Origin of the sequence: Actinoplanes sp. URMC 104, from assembly GCF_051386375.1 — a bacterium.
Taxonomy (GTDB): domain Bacteria; phylum Actinomycetota; class Actinomycetes; order Mycobacteriales; family Micromonosporaceae; genus Actinoplanes.
In genome coordinates this window covers 581,009-596,649 of the sequence record NZ_JBPQTO010000011.1, presented here as the reverse complement: position 1 = coordinate 596,649, position 15,641 = coordinate 581,009, and the positions used below count along the sequence as shown (strand labels likewise).

Annotated in this window: 16 protein-coding genes; 9 read left to right on the top strand and 7 right to left on the bottom strand. The window is 73.7% G+C overall.

Going from position 1 to position 15,641, the window contains the following annotated elements; translation table 11 throughout:
- The first annotated feature begins 90 nt into the window (after window positions 1-90).
- From ACSNN8_RS28570 to ACSNN8_RS28560, 3 genes are all read left to right on the top strand, one after another.
- Window positions 91-669: a hypothetical protein gene (locus ACSNN8_RS28570; protein WP_436652838.1), complete on the top strand. Its 579-nt coding sequence runs from the start codon at window positions 91-93 to the stop codon at window positions 667-669.
- 5 nt (window positions 670-674) lie between these two features.
- Entirely contained in the window at window positions 675-1,703 is a 1,029-nt protein-coding gene (locus ACSNN8_RS28565; protein ID WP_436652836.1) for an alpha/beta fold hydrolase, read from the top strand.
- Between the two features lie 152 nt (window positions 1,704-1,855).
- Window positions 1,856-2,251 carry a hypothetical protein gene (locus ACSNN8_RS28560; RefSeq protein ID WP_436652834.1) on the top strand — a complete coding sequence of 132 codons (396 nt, stop codon included), beginning with the start codon at window positions 1,856-1,858 and terminating at the stop codon, window positions 2,249-2,251.
- Window positions 2,252-2,621: 370 nt separating this feature from the next.
- On the opposite strand, the gene ACSNN8_RS28555 is transcribed toward ACSNN8_RS28560, so the two are convergent.
- The 3 genes from ACSNN8_RS28555 to ACSNN8_RS28545 form a co-directional block, all read right to left on the bottom strand.
- Entirely contained in the window at window positions 2,622-3,386 is a 765-nt protein-coding gene (locus ACSNN8_RS28555) for an arginase family protein (RefSeq protein ID WP_436652832.1), read from the bottom strand.
- Window positions 3,387-3,388: 2 nt separating this feature from the next.
- Complete coding sequence (locus ACSNN8_RS28550) at window positions 3,389-4,207, bottom strand: polysaccharide deacetylase family protein (protein WP_436652830.1); 819 nt, start codon at window positions 4,205-4,207, stop codon at window positions 3,389-3,391.
- Between the two features lie 101 nt (window positions 4,208-4,308).
- The gene (locus tag ACSNN8_RS28545) at window positions 4,309-4,779 is read right to left on the bottom strand and encodes a MarR family winged helix-turn-helix transcriptional regulator (RefSeq protein WP_436652828.1); all 471 of its coding nucleotides are present in this window, start codon (window positions 4,777-4,779) and stop codon (window positions 4,309-4,311) included.
- A 71-nt stretch (window positions 4,780-4,850) separates the two neighbouring features.
- Here ACSNN8_RS28545 and ACSNN8_RS28540 point away from each other — a divergent pair, with 71 nt between their 5' ends.
- From ACSNN8_RS28540 to ACSNN8_RS28530, 3 genes are all read left to right on the top strand, one after another.
- Window positions 4,851-6,356: an FAD-binding oxidoreductase gene (locus tag ACSNN8_RS28540; protein ID WP_436652826.1), complete on the top strand. Its 1,506-nt coding sequence runs from the start codon at window positions 4,851-4,853 to the stop codon at window positions 6,354-6,356.
- Window positions 6,353-7,213: an LLM class flavin-dependent oxidoreductase gene (locus ACSNN8_RS28535; protein ID WP_436652824.1), complete on the top strand. Its 861-nt coding sequence runs from the start codon at window positions 6,353-6,355 to the stop codon at window positions 7,211-7,213. The genes ACSNN8_RS28540 and ACSNN8_RS28535 overlap by 4 nt, the downstream gene beginning before the upstream one ends.
- A gap of 616 nt (window positions 7,214-7,829) precedes the next feature.
- Window positions 7,830-8,399, top strand: coding sequence for an RNA polymerase sigma factor (locus tag ACSNN8_RS28530; protein WP_436652823.1), 570 nt, complete (start codon window positions 7,830-7,832; stop codon window positions 8,397-8,399).
- Between the two features lie 286 nt (window positions 8,400-8,685).
- Here ACSNN8_RS28530 and ACSNN8_RS28525 read toward each other — a convergent pair whose 3' ends face one another.
- Window positions 8,686-8,877, bottom strand: a complete 192-nt coding sequence (locus ACSNN8_RS28525) for a hypothetical protein (protein ID WP_436652821.1) — start codon at window positions 8,875-8,877, stop codon at window positions 8,686-8,688.
- 426 nt (window positions 8,878-9,303) lie between these two features.
- Between ACSNN8_RS28525 and ACSNN8_RS28520 the strand changes: the two genes are divergently transcribed.
- From ACSNN8_RS28520 to ACSNN8_RS28510, 3 genes are read left to right on the top strand one after another with little or no spacing between them, the layout of a single operon-like run.
- On the top strand, window positions 9,304-9,996 hold the full coding sequence (locus ACSNN8_RS28520; protein WP_436652819.1) for a hypothetical protein: 693 nt from the start codon (window positions 9,304-9,306) through the stop codon (window positions 9,994-9,996).
- Complete coding sequence (locus tag ACSNN8_RS28515) at window positions 9,993-10,346, top strand: transcriptional regulator (RefSeq protein WP_436652818.1); 354 nt, start codon at window positions 9,993-9,995, stop codon at window positions 10,344-10,346. Before ACSNN8_RS28520 ends, ACSNN8_RS28515 begins: the two co-directional genes overlap by 4 nt.
- Window positions 10,343-11,476 (top strand): alpha/beta hydrolase family protein, encoded by a 1,134-nt coding sequence (locus tag ACSNN8_RS28510; protein WP_436652816.1) that lies wholly within the window; start codon window positions 10,343-10,345, stop codon window positions 11,474-11,476. Before ACSNN8_RS28515 ends, ACSNN8_RS28510 begins: the two co-directional genes overlap by 4 nt.
- A 4-nt stretch (window positions 11,477-11,480) precedes the next feature.
- Here the strand turns inward: ACSNN8_RS28510 and ACSNN8_RS28505 are convergent, their stop codons facing one another.
- Genes ACSNN8_RS28505 through ACSNN8_RS28495 form a run of 3 tightly spaced genes read right to left on the bottom strand, consistent with a single transcriptional unit; the run spans window position 11,481 to window position 15,539 of the window.
- Window positions 11,481-13,190 (bottom strand): glycerol-3-phosphate dehydrogenase/oxidase, encoded by a 1,710-nt coding sequence (locus tag ACSNN8_RS28505; RefSeq protein WP_436652814.1) that lies wholly within the window; start codon window positions 13,188-13,190, stop codon window positions 11,481-11,483.
- Window positions 13,190-14,707: a glycerol kinase GlpK gene (gene glpK / locus ACSNN8_RS28500; protein ID WP_436652813.1), complete on the bottom strand. Its 1,518-nt coding sequence runs from the start codon at window positions 14,705-14,707 to the stop codon at window positions 13,190-13,192. The genes ACSNN8_RS28505 and glpK overlap by 1 nt, the downstream gene beginning before the upstream one ends.
- Window positions 14,700-15,539: an MIP/aquaporin family protein gene (locus ACSNN8_RS28495; protein WP_436652811.1), complete on the bottom strand. Its 840-nt coding sequence runs from the start codon at window positions 15,537-15,539 to the stop codon at window positions 14,700-14,702. The genes glpK and ACSNN8_RS28495 overlap by 8 nt, the downstream gene beginning before the upstream one ends.
- Window positions 15,540-15,641: the final 102 nt, after the last annotated feature.

The window sequence follows — 15,641 nt, the reverse complement described above, 5'->3', positions numbered from 1 at the left end:
CCGATCGCACCGCCGCCCGGGCCGACATCGACCAAACATCTAAATACATCGATAAGGAGGTGATGTATCCGGTCTGGCATGATGCTGGGCGTGCACTCCGACACCTCCGAGACCTTCGCGCTGGCCAGTCGCCGGGTGATGCGGTTCGGCGCCGCCTACGCGATCGCGGTGGTGGTCGTGAACGCGCTCGCGCTGGCCGGGCTCACCGCGGTCAGCAACGGCGCGGTCGACCCCACCGCCGTGGGCACCCAGGCGTCCGTGCTGATCGGCGGGGCGGTCGCCGGCACGGTCACCCTCGTCTGCGTGATCTGCCTGCTGATCTCCACGGTCGTCTGGCTGGTCAGCGCCCACCGCCTCTCCGCCGCGGGTCCCGGCCCGATCGGGTACGGCGCCCTGGCCGCCGGCGTCGTGCTGACCGTGCTGGCGTACGTCGTACCCGGCCGCATGCCGACCGTCGCCACCACCGCCGCCGCCGAGATCGCCCTGCGCGTCGGCGGCGTGGCCGTCCTGCTCGCCGGCGTGGCCGCCGTCCGCGCCCGCCTCCGGCGCGAGACCGGCCACGAGCTCCCCGCCGCGACGCCGCCGCTGGTCACCGCCGACGACTGGGACGCCTCGAAGTGGGACCCCGAGGTCCTGCGCGACATCGAACGCCGCCGCAAGGCGGGCTGACCCCCGTGGACGTGCAGCCCGACCTGCGCTTCGCCCGCGCCGGCGACGGCGTGACGCTGGGCTACCAGATGGTCGGGCAGGGGCCGGTGCTGGTCTGGATGCCGTCGCTGAGCAACATCGTGGCGCAGTGGCGCATCCCCGCCGTCCGGGACGCGTACACCGGTCTGGCCCGCAACCACACCGTGGTGCTGTACGACGGCCGCGGCACCGGAGCCTCCGACCGGCGCATCGACCTCACCGACCTGGGGGTCGAGGCGCACCTGCGCGACCTGACCGCGGTACTCGACCACGCCGGCATCCGGCGGGCTTCGCTGCTCGGCTACTACCACTCGGTGGCCACGGCCATCGCGTTCGCCGCCCGCCACCCCGAGCGGGTCGAGCGGCTGGTGCTGTTCGGCGGCGCCCCGCGGATGCGCGAGGCGATGCGGCCGGCGCAGACCCAGGCGCTGCTGTCACTGGTCGACCAGGACTGGAGCCTGTTCGCCGACGCCGCCGCGACGGCCTGGCTGGGCTGGGACGTCACGCCTTCGGGCCGGCTCACCGCCGAGGCCTTCCGCACGGCCACCACGGCGGCGGTGGCCAAGGCGTGGTTCGAGGCCGCCCAGGAGATCGACGTGACCGGCGACGTGGGCCGGGTGCGGGCGCCCACGCTCGTGCTGCACCGCCAGGGCGAGCAGCAGATCCCGGTCGAGGTCTTCCGGCGGCTCGCCGCGGCCCTGCCGGACGGCCGGCTGGTCGAGCTGCCCGGCTCGACGCCCACGCTGTTCGTCGAGGACCCCGCCGCCGACCTGCACCTGGTCAGCCAGTTCGTGACGACCGGCCGGGTGGCGCGCCTTCGCCCCCTCGTCCTGACCGCCCGCGAGCGCGAGGTGCTGCGGCTGCTGGCCGAGGGCAGCTCGAACGCCGGGATCGCCCGGCACCTCGGCATCGCCGTGCACACCATCGAACGCCACCTGGCCAACATCTACCGCAAGTTGGGCGTCCGAGGCCGTACGGCTGCCGTCGCCCACGCCCTGCGCCACCCGCCGGCGTGACGGAAACCCGCCACGCGCCCTACGCCACCCGCCGGCGTGACGGAAACCCGCCACGCGCGCTGCGCCACCCGTTGGCGTGACGGAAACCCGCCACGCGCGCTGACGGATCCCGGGGAAGCAGCAGCCCCCTTGCGGCGCCCACACTCGACCGCATGACAACCGCCCCGAGCAGCACTTCCTGGCGCTTCGCCCGAGCCACCGCACCCGTGGTCCGCACGTTGGCCGGCCGCCGCGCCTTCCCGCTGTGGGCGGTCGTGCACCACCGCGGCCGCGTTTCCGGCCGCAGCCTGTCCGTCCCGGTCACGCCGATCGCGACGCCCACCGTCTTCGTCATCAACCTGCCCTGGGGCGCCCGCACCAACTGGGTCCGCAACGTCCTGGCCGCCGGCGAGTGCACCCTCCGCTGGCGCGGGGCCGACCACCACGCCGAAGATCCCCGGATCCTGGACGCTGCGGGGGCTCGGCCGTATTACTCGCGCTTCGCTTGGTGGGTGGCTCGTACGCTGTTCCCCGCGGACGCTTGGTTGCTGCTGCGCCGCACCTCCTGACGCCGCCCGCCGTCGCGGCCTGGGTTCGCGCTTGCGACGCCTCTGCGGTCCGACTTTCTTCCCGGCCCACGTCGCCCGCCGCCGCCCACGGCGCTCCGCTCCCTCTGCCCGCGGCGCTCGACGTACTGCTCGTGGTGCCCGCGCCGCTCCCGCCGCCCCACCGCCCAGCGCCGCCCGGGCGTCCGCGTCATGGCCGATCCGTTGCGCTAGTCGACGCTCGCGCGCTGTTGCCCCTGGCCAGCCGCTGCGTCGCGCCACTCCTCACCGCCCGACAGCCACGGCGGCCCGGCCCCGGCGGAGCGAATTGTCAGCCACATCACGGCCGATGCCCTGTGGACAACCCGAAAAGTGGCCCACGAGCGCCGTACTCTCAGGCCGGCCCCCTGGGTGGGCGGGGTAGGGCTAAATGGGCGAGCAGACGAGCCCGCCCCGAGCGCTCCGGATCGCCGGCGGCGGGCCACCACGGGCAGGCGACGTCGAGCGCAACCACGCGCCCCGTCTCGAGCAACCGCTCGCACGCGGCCAGCACCGCCCCGCTCGAAGGGCCGCCCTCCACCGGGAACCGCAACCCCGGCAGTTCCGCAGCGTCGATCACGTCGAGGTCGATGTGCACCACCAGCGGCCCGGGCGGCACGCTTTCTGCCGTGACGTCCTCCACGGCGATGCGCCGGGTGGCGCTTCCCTCCAGGTATTCCGCCTCTGCCGGGTCGAGGTCGCGGGCGTCCACGAGCACGGCCCGCTCCGGGGCGACGGGTCGCAACCCGATCCGATCGGCGTACAGCTCGGGATGCGCCCCCGTGATCAGCCGCAGCGACAGGCCGCCGAGGTAGCCGGAGGTGCTGGTCTGCAGGGTGTGCACGTCGCCGTGGGCGTCGAACCAGACGACGGCGGGGTCGACGCCGGTGCGCTGGACGCCGGCGACGGTGCCGCCGGCGATCAGGCAGTCGCCGGAGACGACGACCGGCATGTCGGTGGCTGCGGCGACTGCGGCGGCGGTCGCCTCGTACACGGCGGAGACCCGGTGCCACACGTCGCCGTCGGGCAGGGGCGGACGTACGGTGACGTCGGCGCGTACGGGGAGATCGTCGTCGGGGAGTTGGTCGTCCTGGTGGTACGGCACGAGGATCGTCGTCACGATCAGGGAATGTAGTCCTCGAGCCGGGCGGGCGTCAGGCCCGCGCGGTGCACGGCGGCGAGCACGGCCAGGAAGTCGTCGACGAAGCGCGGGCGGAAGTGCATCAGGATGATGTCGCCGGGCTGCACGCCATGGCCCTCCTGGTAGAACACCTTGCCCTTGTTGGTGGCCTCCTTCCAGAAGAACGCGGCCTTCATCCCGCAGTCGTGCACCACCCGCAGCGTGGTGGTGTCGTGCGCGCCGCCGGGCGGGCGGAACAGCGTGGGGCGTTGCCCGTAGAGCTGCTGGAGCCGGTCGGCGCCGCCGCAGACCTCGTGCTTCTGGAAGGCGTACGACCGGCCCTTGAGCACGGGATGGCTGATCGTGTGGTTCTGGATCGTGGCGCCGGCGGTGCGCAGCCGGGCGAAGTAGGCCGGGTCGTCCTTGATCGCGTCGACCTCGAGGAACAGCGTGACCGGCACGGCCGCGGCCTGGAACAGCCGCAGCGCGTGCGGGTCCTTCACCCAGCCGTCGTCGATGGTGATGAAGGCGACCCGCTGGTTCACGGGGAGGCGGCTGAACCAGCCGGCCGTGCCGTTCGCCGGCAGCGCGACCTTGACGGGGGCGGGCGGCGGCGCGAACTGGGGGATCCGGACGCGCAGGTTCGCCGGCAGGGCGGCGAGGGCCGCCTGGCGGGGTGTCGGCGTGGGCGGGGAGGAGCTCGGGCTGGGCGGCGCGGCGGACGAGGTCGAGGGCGCGGGAGTGGCGGGCGGGTCGGCCGTGCTGCATCCGGCGGCCGCGACCAGCAGCAGCGCGGCGGCCACCGTCCGAGCAACCCTCATCCGTACGCCCCCTCGCGGCAGTGGATCTTCGCCTTAGGGACGCACGGAGCGGGCCGTCTCGTGGCTCGCCCGGCCGGATTGTGGTTTTTCCCACGAGCGGGTCAGACCTCGAGCGCCTCCTCGACGATGGAGCAGGCCTCGACGGTGTGGCGGGGTGTGCCGCCGGACGCCTTGACGAGCAGCCGGCGGAACTGGGCGCGCTCGTCGGCGTCGAGGGTGCCCAGCGCGGCCTCCTCGGCCTCGGCGACCTGCCCGCACAGTGCGGCGATCGCCTCGCGGCCGCGCTCGGTGGCGACGATGCGGCGCTGGCGGCGGTCGTCGGGGTTGGGGCGGCGCTCGACGAGCCCGGCGGAGACCAGGTCGTCGATCAGGTAGGTCATCATCGTGCGGTCGATGCCCAGCCGCGCCGCGAGCGCCGCCTGGCTGGGCGGCGTGCCCTGCACCACCTCGCACAACGTCTGGTAGCCGCGGGAGCCGTGCGGGAAGTCGCCGAGTTTCGGGCCGACGCGGTCGGTGTAGGACCGCAGCAGGATGCCCAGCGCCGCGCCGAAGTCGTCTGTCGCCTCGCTCACCCTGCCATCCTATCTGCTGGACAGATCGTCTGTTCTTAATACTATCTAGCTAGACGACGATCGGAGAAGTTGTGAGCGACGAGAGCGAACTCGATCCGTGGACGGCGGCCGTCTGGCGAGCCGCCCGCGACCCGCACGCGTCGATCGACGTGCCGGCCGACCTGCCGGCCGCGTCGCCGGAGATGCTGGAGAAGGCGCTCGAGACGCTGGAGGAGCTGGCGGGCCCGCGGGTCCGCCCGGCTGCTGCGGCGGCCCGGCGGTTCGGTGACGTCCCGGCGACGCTGGTGGCGCTGGAGCCGGGCGACCCGGGCTACCGGGCCCGCCGCTCGACCTACATGCGGGGCGGTTCGCCGGCGCTGATCCTGCGGCCGCGGACGCCCGCCGAGGTGGCCGACGCGCTCGCGGTCGCGCGTGAGCACCGTGACCTGCCGTTCGGCCTGCGCAGCGGCGGCCACGGCGTGAGCGGCCGGTCCACCAACGACGGCGGCCTGGTGCTCGACGTCGGCGACCTGAACGGCGTGGAGGTGCTCGACGAGGACCGCCGCCTCGTCCGGGTCGGGCCCGGCGCCACGTGGAAGCAGGTCGCCGCGGTGCTGGACAAGTACGACTGGGCGCTGGGCTCGGGCGACTACGGGGGAGTGGGCGTGGGCGGGCTCGCGACCGCCGGCGGCATCGGGCTGCTGTCCCGCGAGCACGGCCTGACGATCGACCGGCTGCGCGCCGTCGAGCTGGTGCTCGCCGACGGGACCCCGGTGCGGGCGAGCGCCGACGAGAATCCCGAGCTGTTTTGGGCGGTACGCGGGGCCGGCGCCAACTTCGGGGTGGCGACCGCGTTCGAGTTCGAGGTGGAGCAGGTGCGCGAGGTCGGCTGGGCGCAGCTCGTGCTGGTCACCAATGACATCGAGCAGTCCCTGCGGGCGTACGGGAAAGCCGCCCGCGAGGCTCCCCGGGACACGACCGTCTTCTGGCTCACCGGCCCGCCGCGCCAGGGACAGTCGGTGATCCAGATGTACGGGCTGGTCGACGCGTCCGATCCCGACGTGATCGTGGAGCGGCTCACCCCGTTCGCGACGACCGGCCTGCTCGCGCAGCAGCAGGTGGCGCTCACCCGGTACGCCGGCGTGATGGCCCAGGCGGCCGACGTCGGTCCCGGCGGCCACCACGGCCGGGGCGAGCCGGTGGCGCGGTCGGGGTTCCTGCCCGAGCTGACCGACGAGTTCGCGCGCGACGCCGCCCGGCTGCTGAGCACGGGTCAGGCGGCGTTCTTCCAGCTGCGGCACATGGGCGGCGCCATCGCCGACACTCCGCCCGAGGCCACGGCGTTCGCCCACCGTACGTCCGAGTTCCAGGTGACCGCGCTCGGCGCCGACCGGCGGGGTCTCGACGAGGCATGGGACCGGCTCGCCGCCCACTTCGACGGGCTCTACCTCAGCTTCGAGACCGACCGGCGGCCCGAGCGCCTGCACGACGCGTTCCCGCCCGCGACGCTGGCGCGGCTGCGCGAGCTGAAGCGCCGCTACGACCCCACCTTCCTGTTCCGCGACAACTTCGGCATCGATCCGGAGGGGGAGAAATGACCGACTACGGGCACGACCTGCTGTTCGGCACCTTCGTCACACCCGACGCCCGGGCGGTCGACCTGGCCGTGGCCGCCGACCGTGCGGGCCTCGACCTGGTGACGTTCCAGGACCACCCCTACCAGCCCGCGTTCCTCGACACGTGGACGCTGATGACGTACGCGGCGGCCCGCACCGAGCGGATCCGGCTCACCGGCAACGTGCTCAACCTGCCGTTGCGCCCGCCCGCCGTGCTCGCCCGGGCCGTGGCGTCGCTCGACGTGCTGACCGGCGGCCGCGTCGAGCTGGGCCTCGGCGCGGGCGCCTTCCCCGACGGCGTGGCCGCGATGGGCGGCCGCCGGCTCACCCCGGCGCAGGGCGTCGACGCGCTGGCCGAGGCGATCCCGATCATCCGCGACCTGTGGGACACCGGCACCCGCGAGCGCGTCGACCACCGGGGCACGTACTACACGGTCGCCGGCGCCAAGCGCGGCCCGCGCCCGGCCCACGACGTCGGCATCTGGATCGGCGCCTACAAGCCCAGGATGCTCGCGCTGACCGGCCGCCTCGGCGACGGATGGCTGCCGTCGCTGAACTACCTGCCCGACGGCGTCGGCTCGTTGCCCGGGATGAACGCCCGCATCGACGAGGCCGCCACCGCGGCCGGACGGTCCCCTTCCGCCGTACGCCGCCTGCTGAACTTCCTGGCCGTCGAGGGCCCGCCGGCCCAGCAGGTCGAGTACTTCGCCGGGCTGGCCCTGAACCACGGCATCAGCGGCTTCATCGTCGCCTCCGACGACCCGCGCACCGCCGAGGTGCTCGCCGCCGAGGTCGCCCCCGCCGTCCGCGAGCTGGTGAAGCGCGAGCGCGGCAGCTAGCTGTGCTACAGGTCACAACCGCGCCGCCAACCTTTTGAGGATCTGCGCGTCCTTCCGGGCGACAGTGCACCGACCGACAAGTGCTGGAGCTTGAGATGCGCAGATCCACCCGGGCCCTCGCGGTCACCGCCGGGGCCGCGGCCGTCGTCGCCATCGGCGGGGTGTCCGCCGTAGCCGCCTTCGCCGACGACACGACGCCCGCCCCGGCTGTCTCGCCGGCTCCATCAGCCTCCGCCTCCGCGGAACCGGCTCCGTCAGCCTCCGCCTCCGCGGAACCGATTCCCTCCGCCTCCCCCTCCGCCTCCGCGGAACTGACCCCCTCCGCTTCGGCGCGGAAGCCGACCGCCGAGCCGGTTCCGTCCGCGTCGGGGTGGAAGCCGACGGGCGAGCCGGTTCCCTCCGCGTCGGGATGGAAGCCGACCGGGGACCCGGCTCCTTCCGCGTCGGGGTGGAAGCCGACCGCCGAACCGGCTCCTGCTTCCACGCGGACGCCCGCCACCGCGCCGGCGCCGACCTCTTCGGCCCGGTCCGCTTCCTGAGGCCGGGCGCGCCGGCCGCCTCCGTACGGCCGGCGCGTCCGCCGCCATCCCCGAACCCCACCCCCGCGAGGCCCTTTGTGATCTCCGTGCTGCCGTTGCCTGCGTCGCTGCTGCGCTGGAGGCGAGGGGCCGCCCCGGGCACCGTCGTGACGGCGGTGAGTGCGGCGCCCGCGATCGACGAGCTCTATCGGGAGCGGCGCCTGCCGCTGGTCCGGCTGGCCGTGCTCATGGTCGACGACCTGCCCACCGCCGAGGACATCGTCCAGGACGTCTTCACCCGGCTCTACCGCCGGCACGGCACCGACCTGGACGCCGTCGCCGACCCGGACGCCTACCTGGTGTCCGCCGTCATGAACGCGGCCCGCTCCGCGCTGCGCCGGCGCCGGATCGCCCGGGCCTACCTGCCACCGCGCCCGGACCCCGCGCCGGCCGCGGAGGACGAGGCCCTGCTCGGGGCGGGCGACCGGGAGGTGATCCGGGCACTGGGCCGGCTGACCACCCGGCAGCGCCAGGTCGTCGTCCTGCGCTACTGGTCCGGCCTCTCCGAGCGCGAGATCGCCGGCGCCCTGCGGATCACCACCGGAACCGTCAAGTCGACCGCGCACCGCGCCCTGACGCTGCTCCGCGCCCAGCTGGGGGAGAGATGACCGAGCCCGACCTCGAACGGCGCCTGCGCGCGGCCCTGTCCGCCCGGGCCGCCGCCGTCACGACCCGCGACCTGCGCTTCGAGCCGGCCCCGTCCCGCCGCGGCACGCCGGCCCGATGGTGGCTGCCGCCGGCCGCCGGCCTCGCCGCCGCAGCCGCGACGGTCACGGCGTTCGTCCTGCTCCGGCCCGCCGATCCGCCGCCGGCGCCACCGGCCTCGCCCGCCTCACCCGCTCAACCCGCCCCGACCACCCACCCCGCCTCTCCGACGAAGCCCGCCTCACCCGGTCAGCCCACCGCGCCGACGGACCCAGCCTCTCCGGCGAAGCCCGTCCCCCTCACCCCGACGACTTCAGCCGCGCCGACGAAGCCCTCTTCATCCATCAAGCCGACCTCGCGCCCGGGTGCAGCGCCTTCCGCATCCCCGCCCGCTCCCTCGCGCTTCTCGACCACGGCCCAGCCGACCTCCATCGCTTCCAAGCCGGCCGGATCTGTCCCGCTCACTCCCCGCTGAAGCCACTCCCGAGCCGCCCGGCCGGCACCCCGACGGCGACGCGCCACTGCGCCGACCGTCGGCTGCCGGCTCGCCGACCCACCCGTCCGCCAACGCGCCAACCCACCGATCCGCCAACCCAGCGATCCGCCAACGCGCCGCCACGCCAACCCATCGCGCCAACGCAGCGCACGCCCGAGCGACCCGCCAACGCACCGCCGCGCCAACGCACCGCCGCGCCAACGCGCTGCCTCTCCGGCCGCGCCGACGTGCCGCGCGCCGCGCTGGCGATCCACCAACGCACCGCCGCCGACCGTCCGCCGCGGGCCCCACCAAAAAACGCATCGACCAGCTGAGGGCCGAAGTAGACATTCGCACTAGCGCCGACTGGTTTGTTGTGGAAACCTGTTGGCATGGACAGCGAAGCGGTGCCCCTGGGCGCCGACCCCCGGCAGTTGCTTTCGGACGTGCGCGCCCTCACCCACCAGGTCCGGCGCGACCAGCGGATGACCTGGGCCGCGCTGACGATCCTCGGCGCGGTGACGCTCGCGGGGATCCCGTTCGACTGGTTCGGCATGTGGGTGCGCTGCCACCCCGACGGCAGCTGCGAGTTCGCCCGGCGCGGCCTGCTCTACTACTGGCCCCCGGCGCTGCTGCTGGCGTACGCGGCTATCGCCGTCTGCTACGTGCGGGCCGCCCGGGCGCGGGGCCTGGGCGCGCGGGTCCTGCCGTACGCGATCACGGGCGCCGTGACCACCGTCGTGTTCACCGGCGTGGCGGTGGCCGCCGCCCTGTACCTCCGGAGCCACCCGGCGCCGATGGATCCGCTGCCGTACTGGTGGTTCGTGCTCGACCGCCTGATCATGCCGTGGGGGGCGATCGGCATCGGGCTGCTCGTGCTGGCCCGGGTGGAGCGCAACGTCGCGCTGCTGCTGTTCACCCTGGCCTACCTGGCTCTGGTGCTGCTGGTGCTGCCGATGGACTTCGGCTTCGGGCCGCCGCACTGGGGTCTCCGCACGGGAATGGCGGTGCCTCAGCTCCTCGCCGGCGTCGTGCTGCTGCTGGGCGCCGCCGGGTTCCGGGCGGCCCACCGGCGGCAGCGGTGACGGCCGTGACCGGCGTGCCCGATCCGGACGCCGCGCACCCGGTCACCGGGCTCGACGAGGTGGTGCACCAGCGCGTGCGGCTCGGCATCCTGACCATCACGCACGAGGCACGCCGGGTCGAGTTCGGCTATCTGCGCACGCATCTGGAGCTGACCGCCGGCAACCTCTCCAAGCACCTGAGCGTGCTGGAGGAGGCCGGGCTCGTCGAGGTCGAGAAGGGCTACGAGGGCAAGCGCGGCCGCACCTGGATCACCCTCACCGCCGCCGGCGACACCGCGCTGGCCGACGAGATCCGGCGGCTCAAGCAGCTCATCAGCCGCGTCGAAACCACCACCCCGGAGGACCGATGACCCTCGCCCTGACCCGCCGGAGCCTGCTCACCGCCGCGCTCGCCGCCGGGGCCGCCGTGCCGCTCGGCGCCGCTCGCGGCTCGGCGGCCGCCGCCCGGCTCACGCTGCCCCCGCCCACCGGACCGCACCCGGTCGGCGCCGTGTCGCTGCACCTGGCCGGGCACGGCCGGGAGCTGATGGCCGGCGTCTGGTATCCCGCCACCCGCGACGCCCGGCGCCATCCGGTCGTGCCGTGGCTGCCCGCCGCGCCGATGCGGGCGCTGCTCGAGTCGGCCGGCTTCGGCGCCGACGTCGCGGCGGCGCCCCGGACCGCCGGCCACGGGGGAGCACCGGTGCTGCGGACCTCCGGCCGGCTGCCCGTCGTCCTGTTCTCCCACGGCGCCGGCGGGCACCGGTCCGAGGCGACGATCGTGACCCAGGAGCTCGCCAGCCACGGCTACGTCGTGGTCACGGTGAACAGCCCGAACGACTCGTACGGCGAGTTCCCGGACGGCCGGCTCATCGTCCCCACCGAGGTGTCTTCCACGCCGTGGGATCACGCCCGCGACGTCCGGTTCGTCCTTGACCGCATCGAGGAGCTCGCCGCCGGGCGCAACCCCGACGCCGGGCGCCGCCCGCTGCCGGCCGGCCTGGGCGCCGCCCTCGACCTGAGCCGCGTCGGCATGTACGGCTTCTCCAAGGGCGCGACCGCGACGGCCCTGGTCATGAACGTCGACCGGCGGGTGCGGGCCGGGCTCAGCCTGGACGGCCCGATGCTGTCCCAGCCGCCCGCCGCCGAGCTCGACCGGCCGTTCATGCTGATGACCGCCGAGAACGTCCCGGGCGGCGAGGAGTCCGGCGTCGCCGAGTTCTGGCCGCTGCTGCGCGGGTGGCGGCTCCAGGTGCACGCCAAGTGCGCGCCCCACGCCGTTTTCTGCGACACCCAGTGGCTGATCCCGCAGCTGGCGGCGATCACCGGGATGAGCGCCGAGGAGCTCGCCGGCTGGGTCGGCACCTTCCCCCCGGCCCGGGCGGTGCGGATCCAGCAGGCGTACCCGCTCGCCTTCTTCGACCTGCACCTGCGCCACCGGCGACAGCGCCTCCTGGAAGGACCGAGCCCGGCCTTCCGGGAGGTGCTGTTCGTCGGCTGACCGGTCAGGCCCGCGAGGCGGTCACCGGGACCACGTCGGGGGCGCCCAGCCGCGTCGCGTCGGCGGTCTCGTCGTCGGGTTGCTCCTGCGACTCGCGTTCGGCCTCCACCCGGGCGCGGTAGTGCTCCACCTCGCGGGCGGTCTGCTCGGGCGTCCACCCGAGCACCCCCGCCATCAGCTCGGCGACCTCGGCCGCGCAGATGACGCCGCGGTCGAAGGTCTCGATCGAGATGCGGGTGCGCCGGGTGAGCACGTCCTCGAGGTGGCGGGCGCCCTCGTGACCGGCGGCGTAGACGATCTCCGCCCGCAGGTAGTCGTCGGCCCCGGTCAGCGGCCGGGCCAGCGATGGGTCGGCGGTGAGCAGGCCGAGCACCTCGTGCACCAGCGAGCCGTAGCGGCCCAGCAGGTGCTCGACGCGGGCCACGTGCAGTCCCGACTCGTCGGCCAGGATGCGGCGGCGGTTCCACAGTGCCGGGAAGCCCTCCGCGCCGAGCAGCGGCACGCGGTCGGTGCACGACTTGGCGACCGAGCGGCCCAGCCCGTGCACGCAGGCGTCGACCGCGTCGCGGGCCATCACCCGGTACGTCGTGTACTTGCCGCCGGCGACCACGACCAGCCCGGGCACGGGGCTGCCGACCATGTGCTCGCGGGACAGCTGCGAGGTGGCCTCGGACTCGCCGGAGAGCAGCGGGCGCAGGCCGGCGTACACGCCCTGCACGTCGGTGCGGGTCAGCGGCGTGGACAGCACCGAGTTGACGTGCTCGAGCAGGTAGTCGATGTCGGTGCTGGACGCCGCGGGGTGCGCCTTGTCGAGCGACCAGTCGGTGTCGGTGGTCCCGACGATCCAGTGGCGGCCCCACGGGATCACGAACAGCACGCTCTTCTCGGTGCGCAGGATCAGGCCGCTCGCCGACTGGATGCGGTCGCGCGGCACCACCAGGTGGATGCCCTTGGAGGCGCGCACGTGGAACTGGCCGCGCTCGCCGACCAGCGCCTGGGTGTCGTCGGTCCACACCCCGGTCGCGTTGATCACCTGCTGGGCGCGGACCTCGAACTCCCGGTCGAACTCCAGATCCTTGACCCGTACGCCGGTGACGCGCTCCCCCTCGCGCAGGAAGCCCACCACCTCGGTGCGCGAGGCCACGTGCGCGCCGTACGCCGCCGCGGTGCGCGCGAGGAACATCGTGTGCCGCGCGTCGTCCACCTGCGCGTCGTAGTACTGGATCGCCCCGACCAGCGCCTCCTTGCGCAGCGCCGGGCAGACCCGCAGCGCGCCGGTGCGGGTGAGCTGGCGGTGCCGCGGCATGCCGCCGCCCAGCGCCATCGTGTCGTAGAGCGTGACGCCCGCGCCCGCGTAGGCGCGTTCCCACGCGCGGTGCTTGAGCGGGTAGAGGAACCGGACCGGCCGCGCGAGGTGCGGCGCGAGGCGCGACAGGATCAGGTCGCGCTCGTGCAGGGCCTCCCGGACCAGGGCGAAGTCGAGCATCTCGAGGTAGCGCAGGCCGCCGTGCAGCAGCTTGCTGGAGCGGCTCGACGTGCCGGACGCGAGGTCGCGCGCCTCGACCAGGCCGACGGACAGGCCGCGGGTGGCGGCGTCGAGCGCCGCCCCCGCCCCGACCACGCCGCCGCCGACCACCAGGACGTCGAGCTCGGCGCCGGCCAGCGCGGCCAGCGCCGAGTCCCGATACTGCGGGGAGAGTGCGACGGTCATCATCAGTCCACGTCGACCCAGTCGAGGGTGCGTTCCACGGCCTTCTTCCACCTTCCGTAGCCCGTCTCCCGCTGCTCCGAGGACCACTGCGGCTCCCAGCGCTGCGACTCGTTCCAGTTCTCGCGCAGCTCGTCGGTGTTCTTCCAGAACCCGACCGCCAGCCCGGCCGCGTACGCGGCGCCCAGCGCGGTGGTCTCGGCGACGACCGGCCGGCTGACCGGCACGCCGAGCACGTCCGCCTGGATCTGCATGGCAAGGTTGTTCGCCGTGATGCCGCCGTCCACCTTGAGCACGTCGAGCGTCACGCCGGAGTCCTGCGCCATCGCGTCGACCACGTCGCGGCTCTGGTAGCAGATCGACTCGAGCGTGGCCCGCGCGATGTGCGCGTCGGTGTTGAAGCGGGACAGGCCCACGATGGCGCCGCGGGCGTCGGAGCGCCAGTAGGGGGCGAACAGCCCGGAGAACGCCGGCACGAAGTAGACGCCGCCGTTGTCCTCCACCTGCGAGGCGAGCCGCTCGCTCTCGGCCGCCTCCCGGATGATGTGCAGCTGGTCGCGCAGCCACTGCACGGCCGAGCCGGTCACCGCGATCGAACCCTCCAGCGCGTAGATCGGCGCGGAGTCGCCGAACTTGTAGCAGACGGTCGTCAGCAGGCCGTTCTCGCTGCGCACCAGCTCGGTGCCGGTGTTGAGCAGCATGAAGTTGCCGGTGCCGTACGTGTTCTTGGCCTCGCCCGGCGCGAAGCACACCTGCCCGACCGTGGCCGCCTGCTGGTCGCCGAGGTCGCCGGTCAGCGGCACCTCGCCGCCCAGCGGGCCCGGCCAGCGCGCCACCCCGTACGTGGCGGGGTCGGACGACGGCCGGATCTCGGGCAGCATCGACCGCGGAATGCCGAAGAAGCTGAGCAGCTCGTCGTCCCAGTCGAGGGTCTCGAGGTTCATCAGCATCGTGCGGCTGGCGTTGGTCACGTCGGTGAGGTGGTTGCCGCCGTCGACGCCGCCGGTCATGTTCCACAGCAGCCAGCTGTCGGTGTTGCCGAAGATCGCGTCGCCGCGCTCGGCCGCCTCGCGGACCCCGTCGACGTTCTCGAGGATCCACTGGATCTTGCCGCCGCTGAAGTACGTGGCCGGGGGCAGCCCGGCCTTGCGGCGGATCACGTCGCCGCGGCCGTCGCGGTCGAGCGCCGAGGCGATCCGGTCGGTGCGGGTGTCCTGCCAGACGATGGCGTTGTAGTAGGGCCGGCCGGTCGTGCGGTCCCACACCACCGCGGTCTCGCGCTGGTTGGTGATGCCCAGCGCGGCCAGGTCGCTCGCCTGCAGGTTGGCCTTCTGCATGGCCGTGCGCGTGACGGTGACCGTACGGTCCAGGATCTCGACCGGGTTGTGCTCGACCCACCCGGCCTGCGGCAGGATCTGCTCGTGCTCGAGCTGGTGGCGCGCCACCTCGTTGCCGCCGTGGTCGAAGATCATGAACCGGGTGCTGGTCGTGCCCTGGTCGACGGCGCCGACGAAGTCAGCCATTGCGTGCCTCCACAGTCTCTCTGGTCTGCTGGTCGGGCAGTTGCCCCGGCTCCTGGCCCAGGGCGGGCAGGTACCGGCCGATCAACCCCTGGTACAGGCCGGCGCCGAGCACCCCGCCCAGGATGGGCGCCACGATCGGGATCCAGAAATAGAGATACCCCGTCTGGTCCCGCCATGCCCCGCCGTAGCCGGTGAGGAAGCTGGCGAGTCGCGGTCCGAAGTCGCGGGCCGGGTTGATCGCGTACCCGGCGTTGGTGCCCCAGGCCATGCCGATGCCGACCACCAGCAGGCCGATGACGAACGGGGCGAGGTTGGCGGCCGGGGGAGTGCCGGCCGCGTCGGTGATGGCCAGGATCAGGAACAGCAGGATCGCCGTGCCGATGATCTGGTCGCGGAAGGCGCCCCACTCGCCGACCGGCAGGGCCCCGTTGCCGGGCAGGGTCGAGAAGACGCCCTGAGTCTTGATGGTCAGGCCGGGGTCCGCGGCGTGCAGGACCTCGGTGTAGTTCCACCGCACGATCAGCGCGGCGACGAACGCGCCGAGGGTCTGCGCGATGCTGTACGGCAGGACCTTGCGCCATTCGAAGCCCTTGAACACCGCCAGCGCGATGGTGACCGCGGGGTTCAGGTGCGCCCCGCTGATCCGCCCGGCCACGTACACGCCGAGCATCACGCCGAGCCCCCAGGCCCAGGCGATGCTGTCGTGGTCGCCGATCTCGGCGCCGGCCACCTGGGCCACGACACCGACACCGAACAAGATGAGGATCATGGTTCCGGCGAACTCGGCCGCCAACTCGGCAACCAGCCCCGGGACCTTGAGTCGTGACGCCATGTGGCCTCCTCCAGGTCGACCTCTTGCAGGACGCTAGGTAGCCGCACCGGCACGAACAATGAACACCATTCGACAATGTCGAACGTTGACGGGCGGGCGCGT

Excerpts from the sequence above, each read along its gene's own strand:
- ACSNN8_RS28560 (WP_436652834.1), top strand. The coding sequence starts at position 1,856 with ATGACAACCGCCCCGAGCAGCACTTCCTGGCGCTTCGCCCGAGCCACC.
- ACSNN8_RS28550 (WP_436652830.1), bottom strand. The coding sequence starts at position 4,207 with ATGAGGGTTGCTCGGACGGTGGCCGCCGCGCTGCTGCTGGTCGCGGCC.
- ACSNN8_RS28535 (WP_436652824.1), top strand. The coding sequence starts at position 6,353 with ATGACCGACTACGGGCACGACCTGCTGTTCGGCACCTTCGTCACACCC.
- ACSNN8_RS28520 (WP_436652819.1), top strand. The coding sequence starts at position 9,304 with ATGGACAGCGAAGCGGTGCCCCTGGGCGCCGACCCCCGGCAGTTGCTT.
- ACSNN8_RS28510 (WP_436652816.1), top strand. The coding sequence starts at position 10,343 with ATGACCCTCGCCCTGACCCGCCGGAGCCTGCTCACCGCCGCGCTCGCC.
- ACSNN8_RS28505 (WP_436652814.1), bottom strand. The coding sequence starts at position 13,190 with ATGATGACCGTCGCACTCTCCCCGCAGTATCGGGACTCGGCGCTGGCC.
- glpK (WP_436652813.1), bottom strand. The coding sequence starts at position 14,707 with ATGGCTGACTTCGTCGGCGCCGTCGACCAGGGCACGACCAGCACCCGG.
- ACSNN8_RS28495 (WP_436652811.1), bottom strand. The coding sequence starts at position 15,539 with ATGGCGTCACGACTCAAGGTCCCGGGGCTGGTTGCCGAGTTGGCGGCC.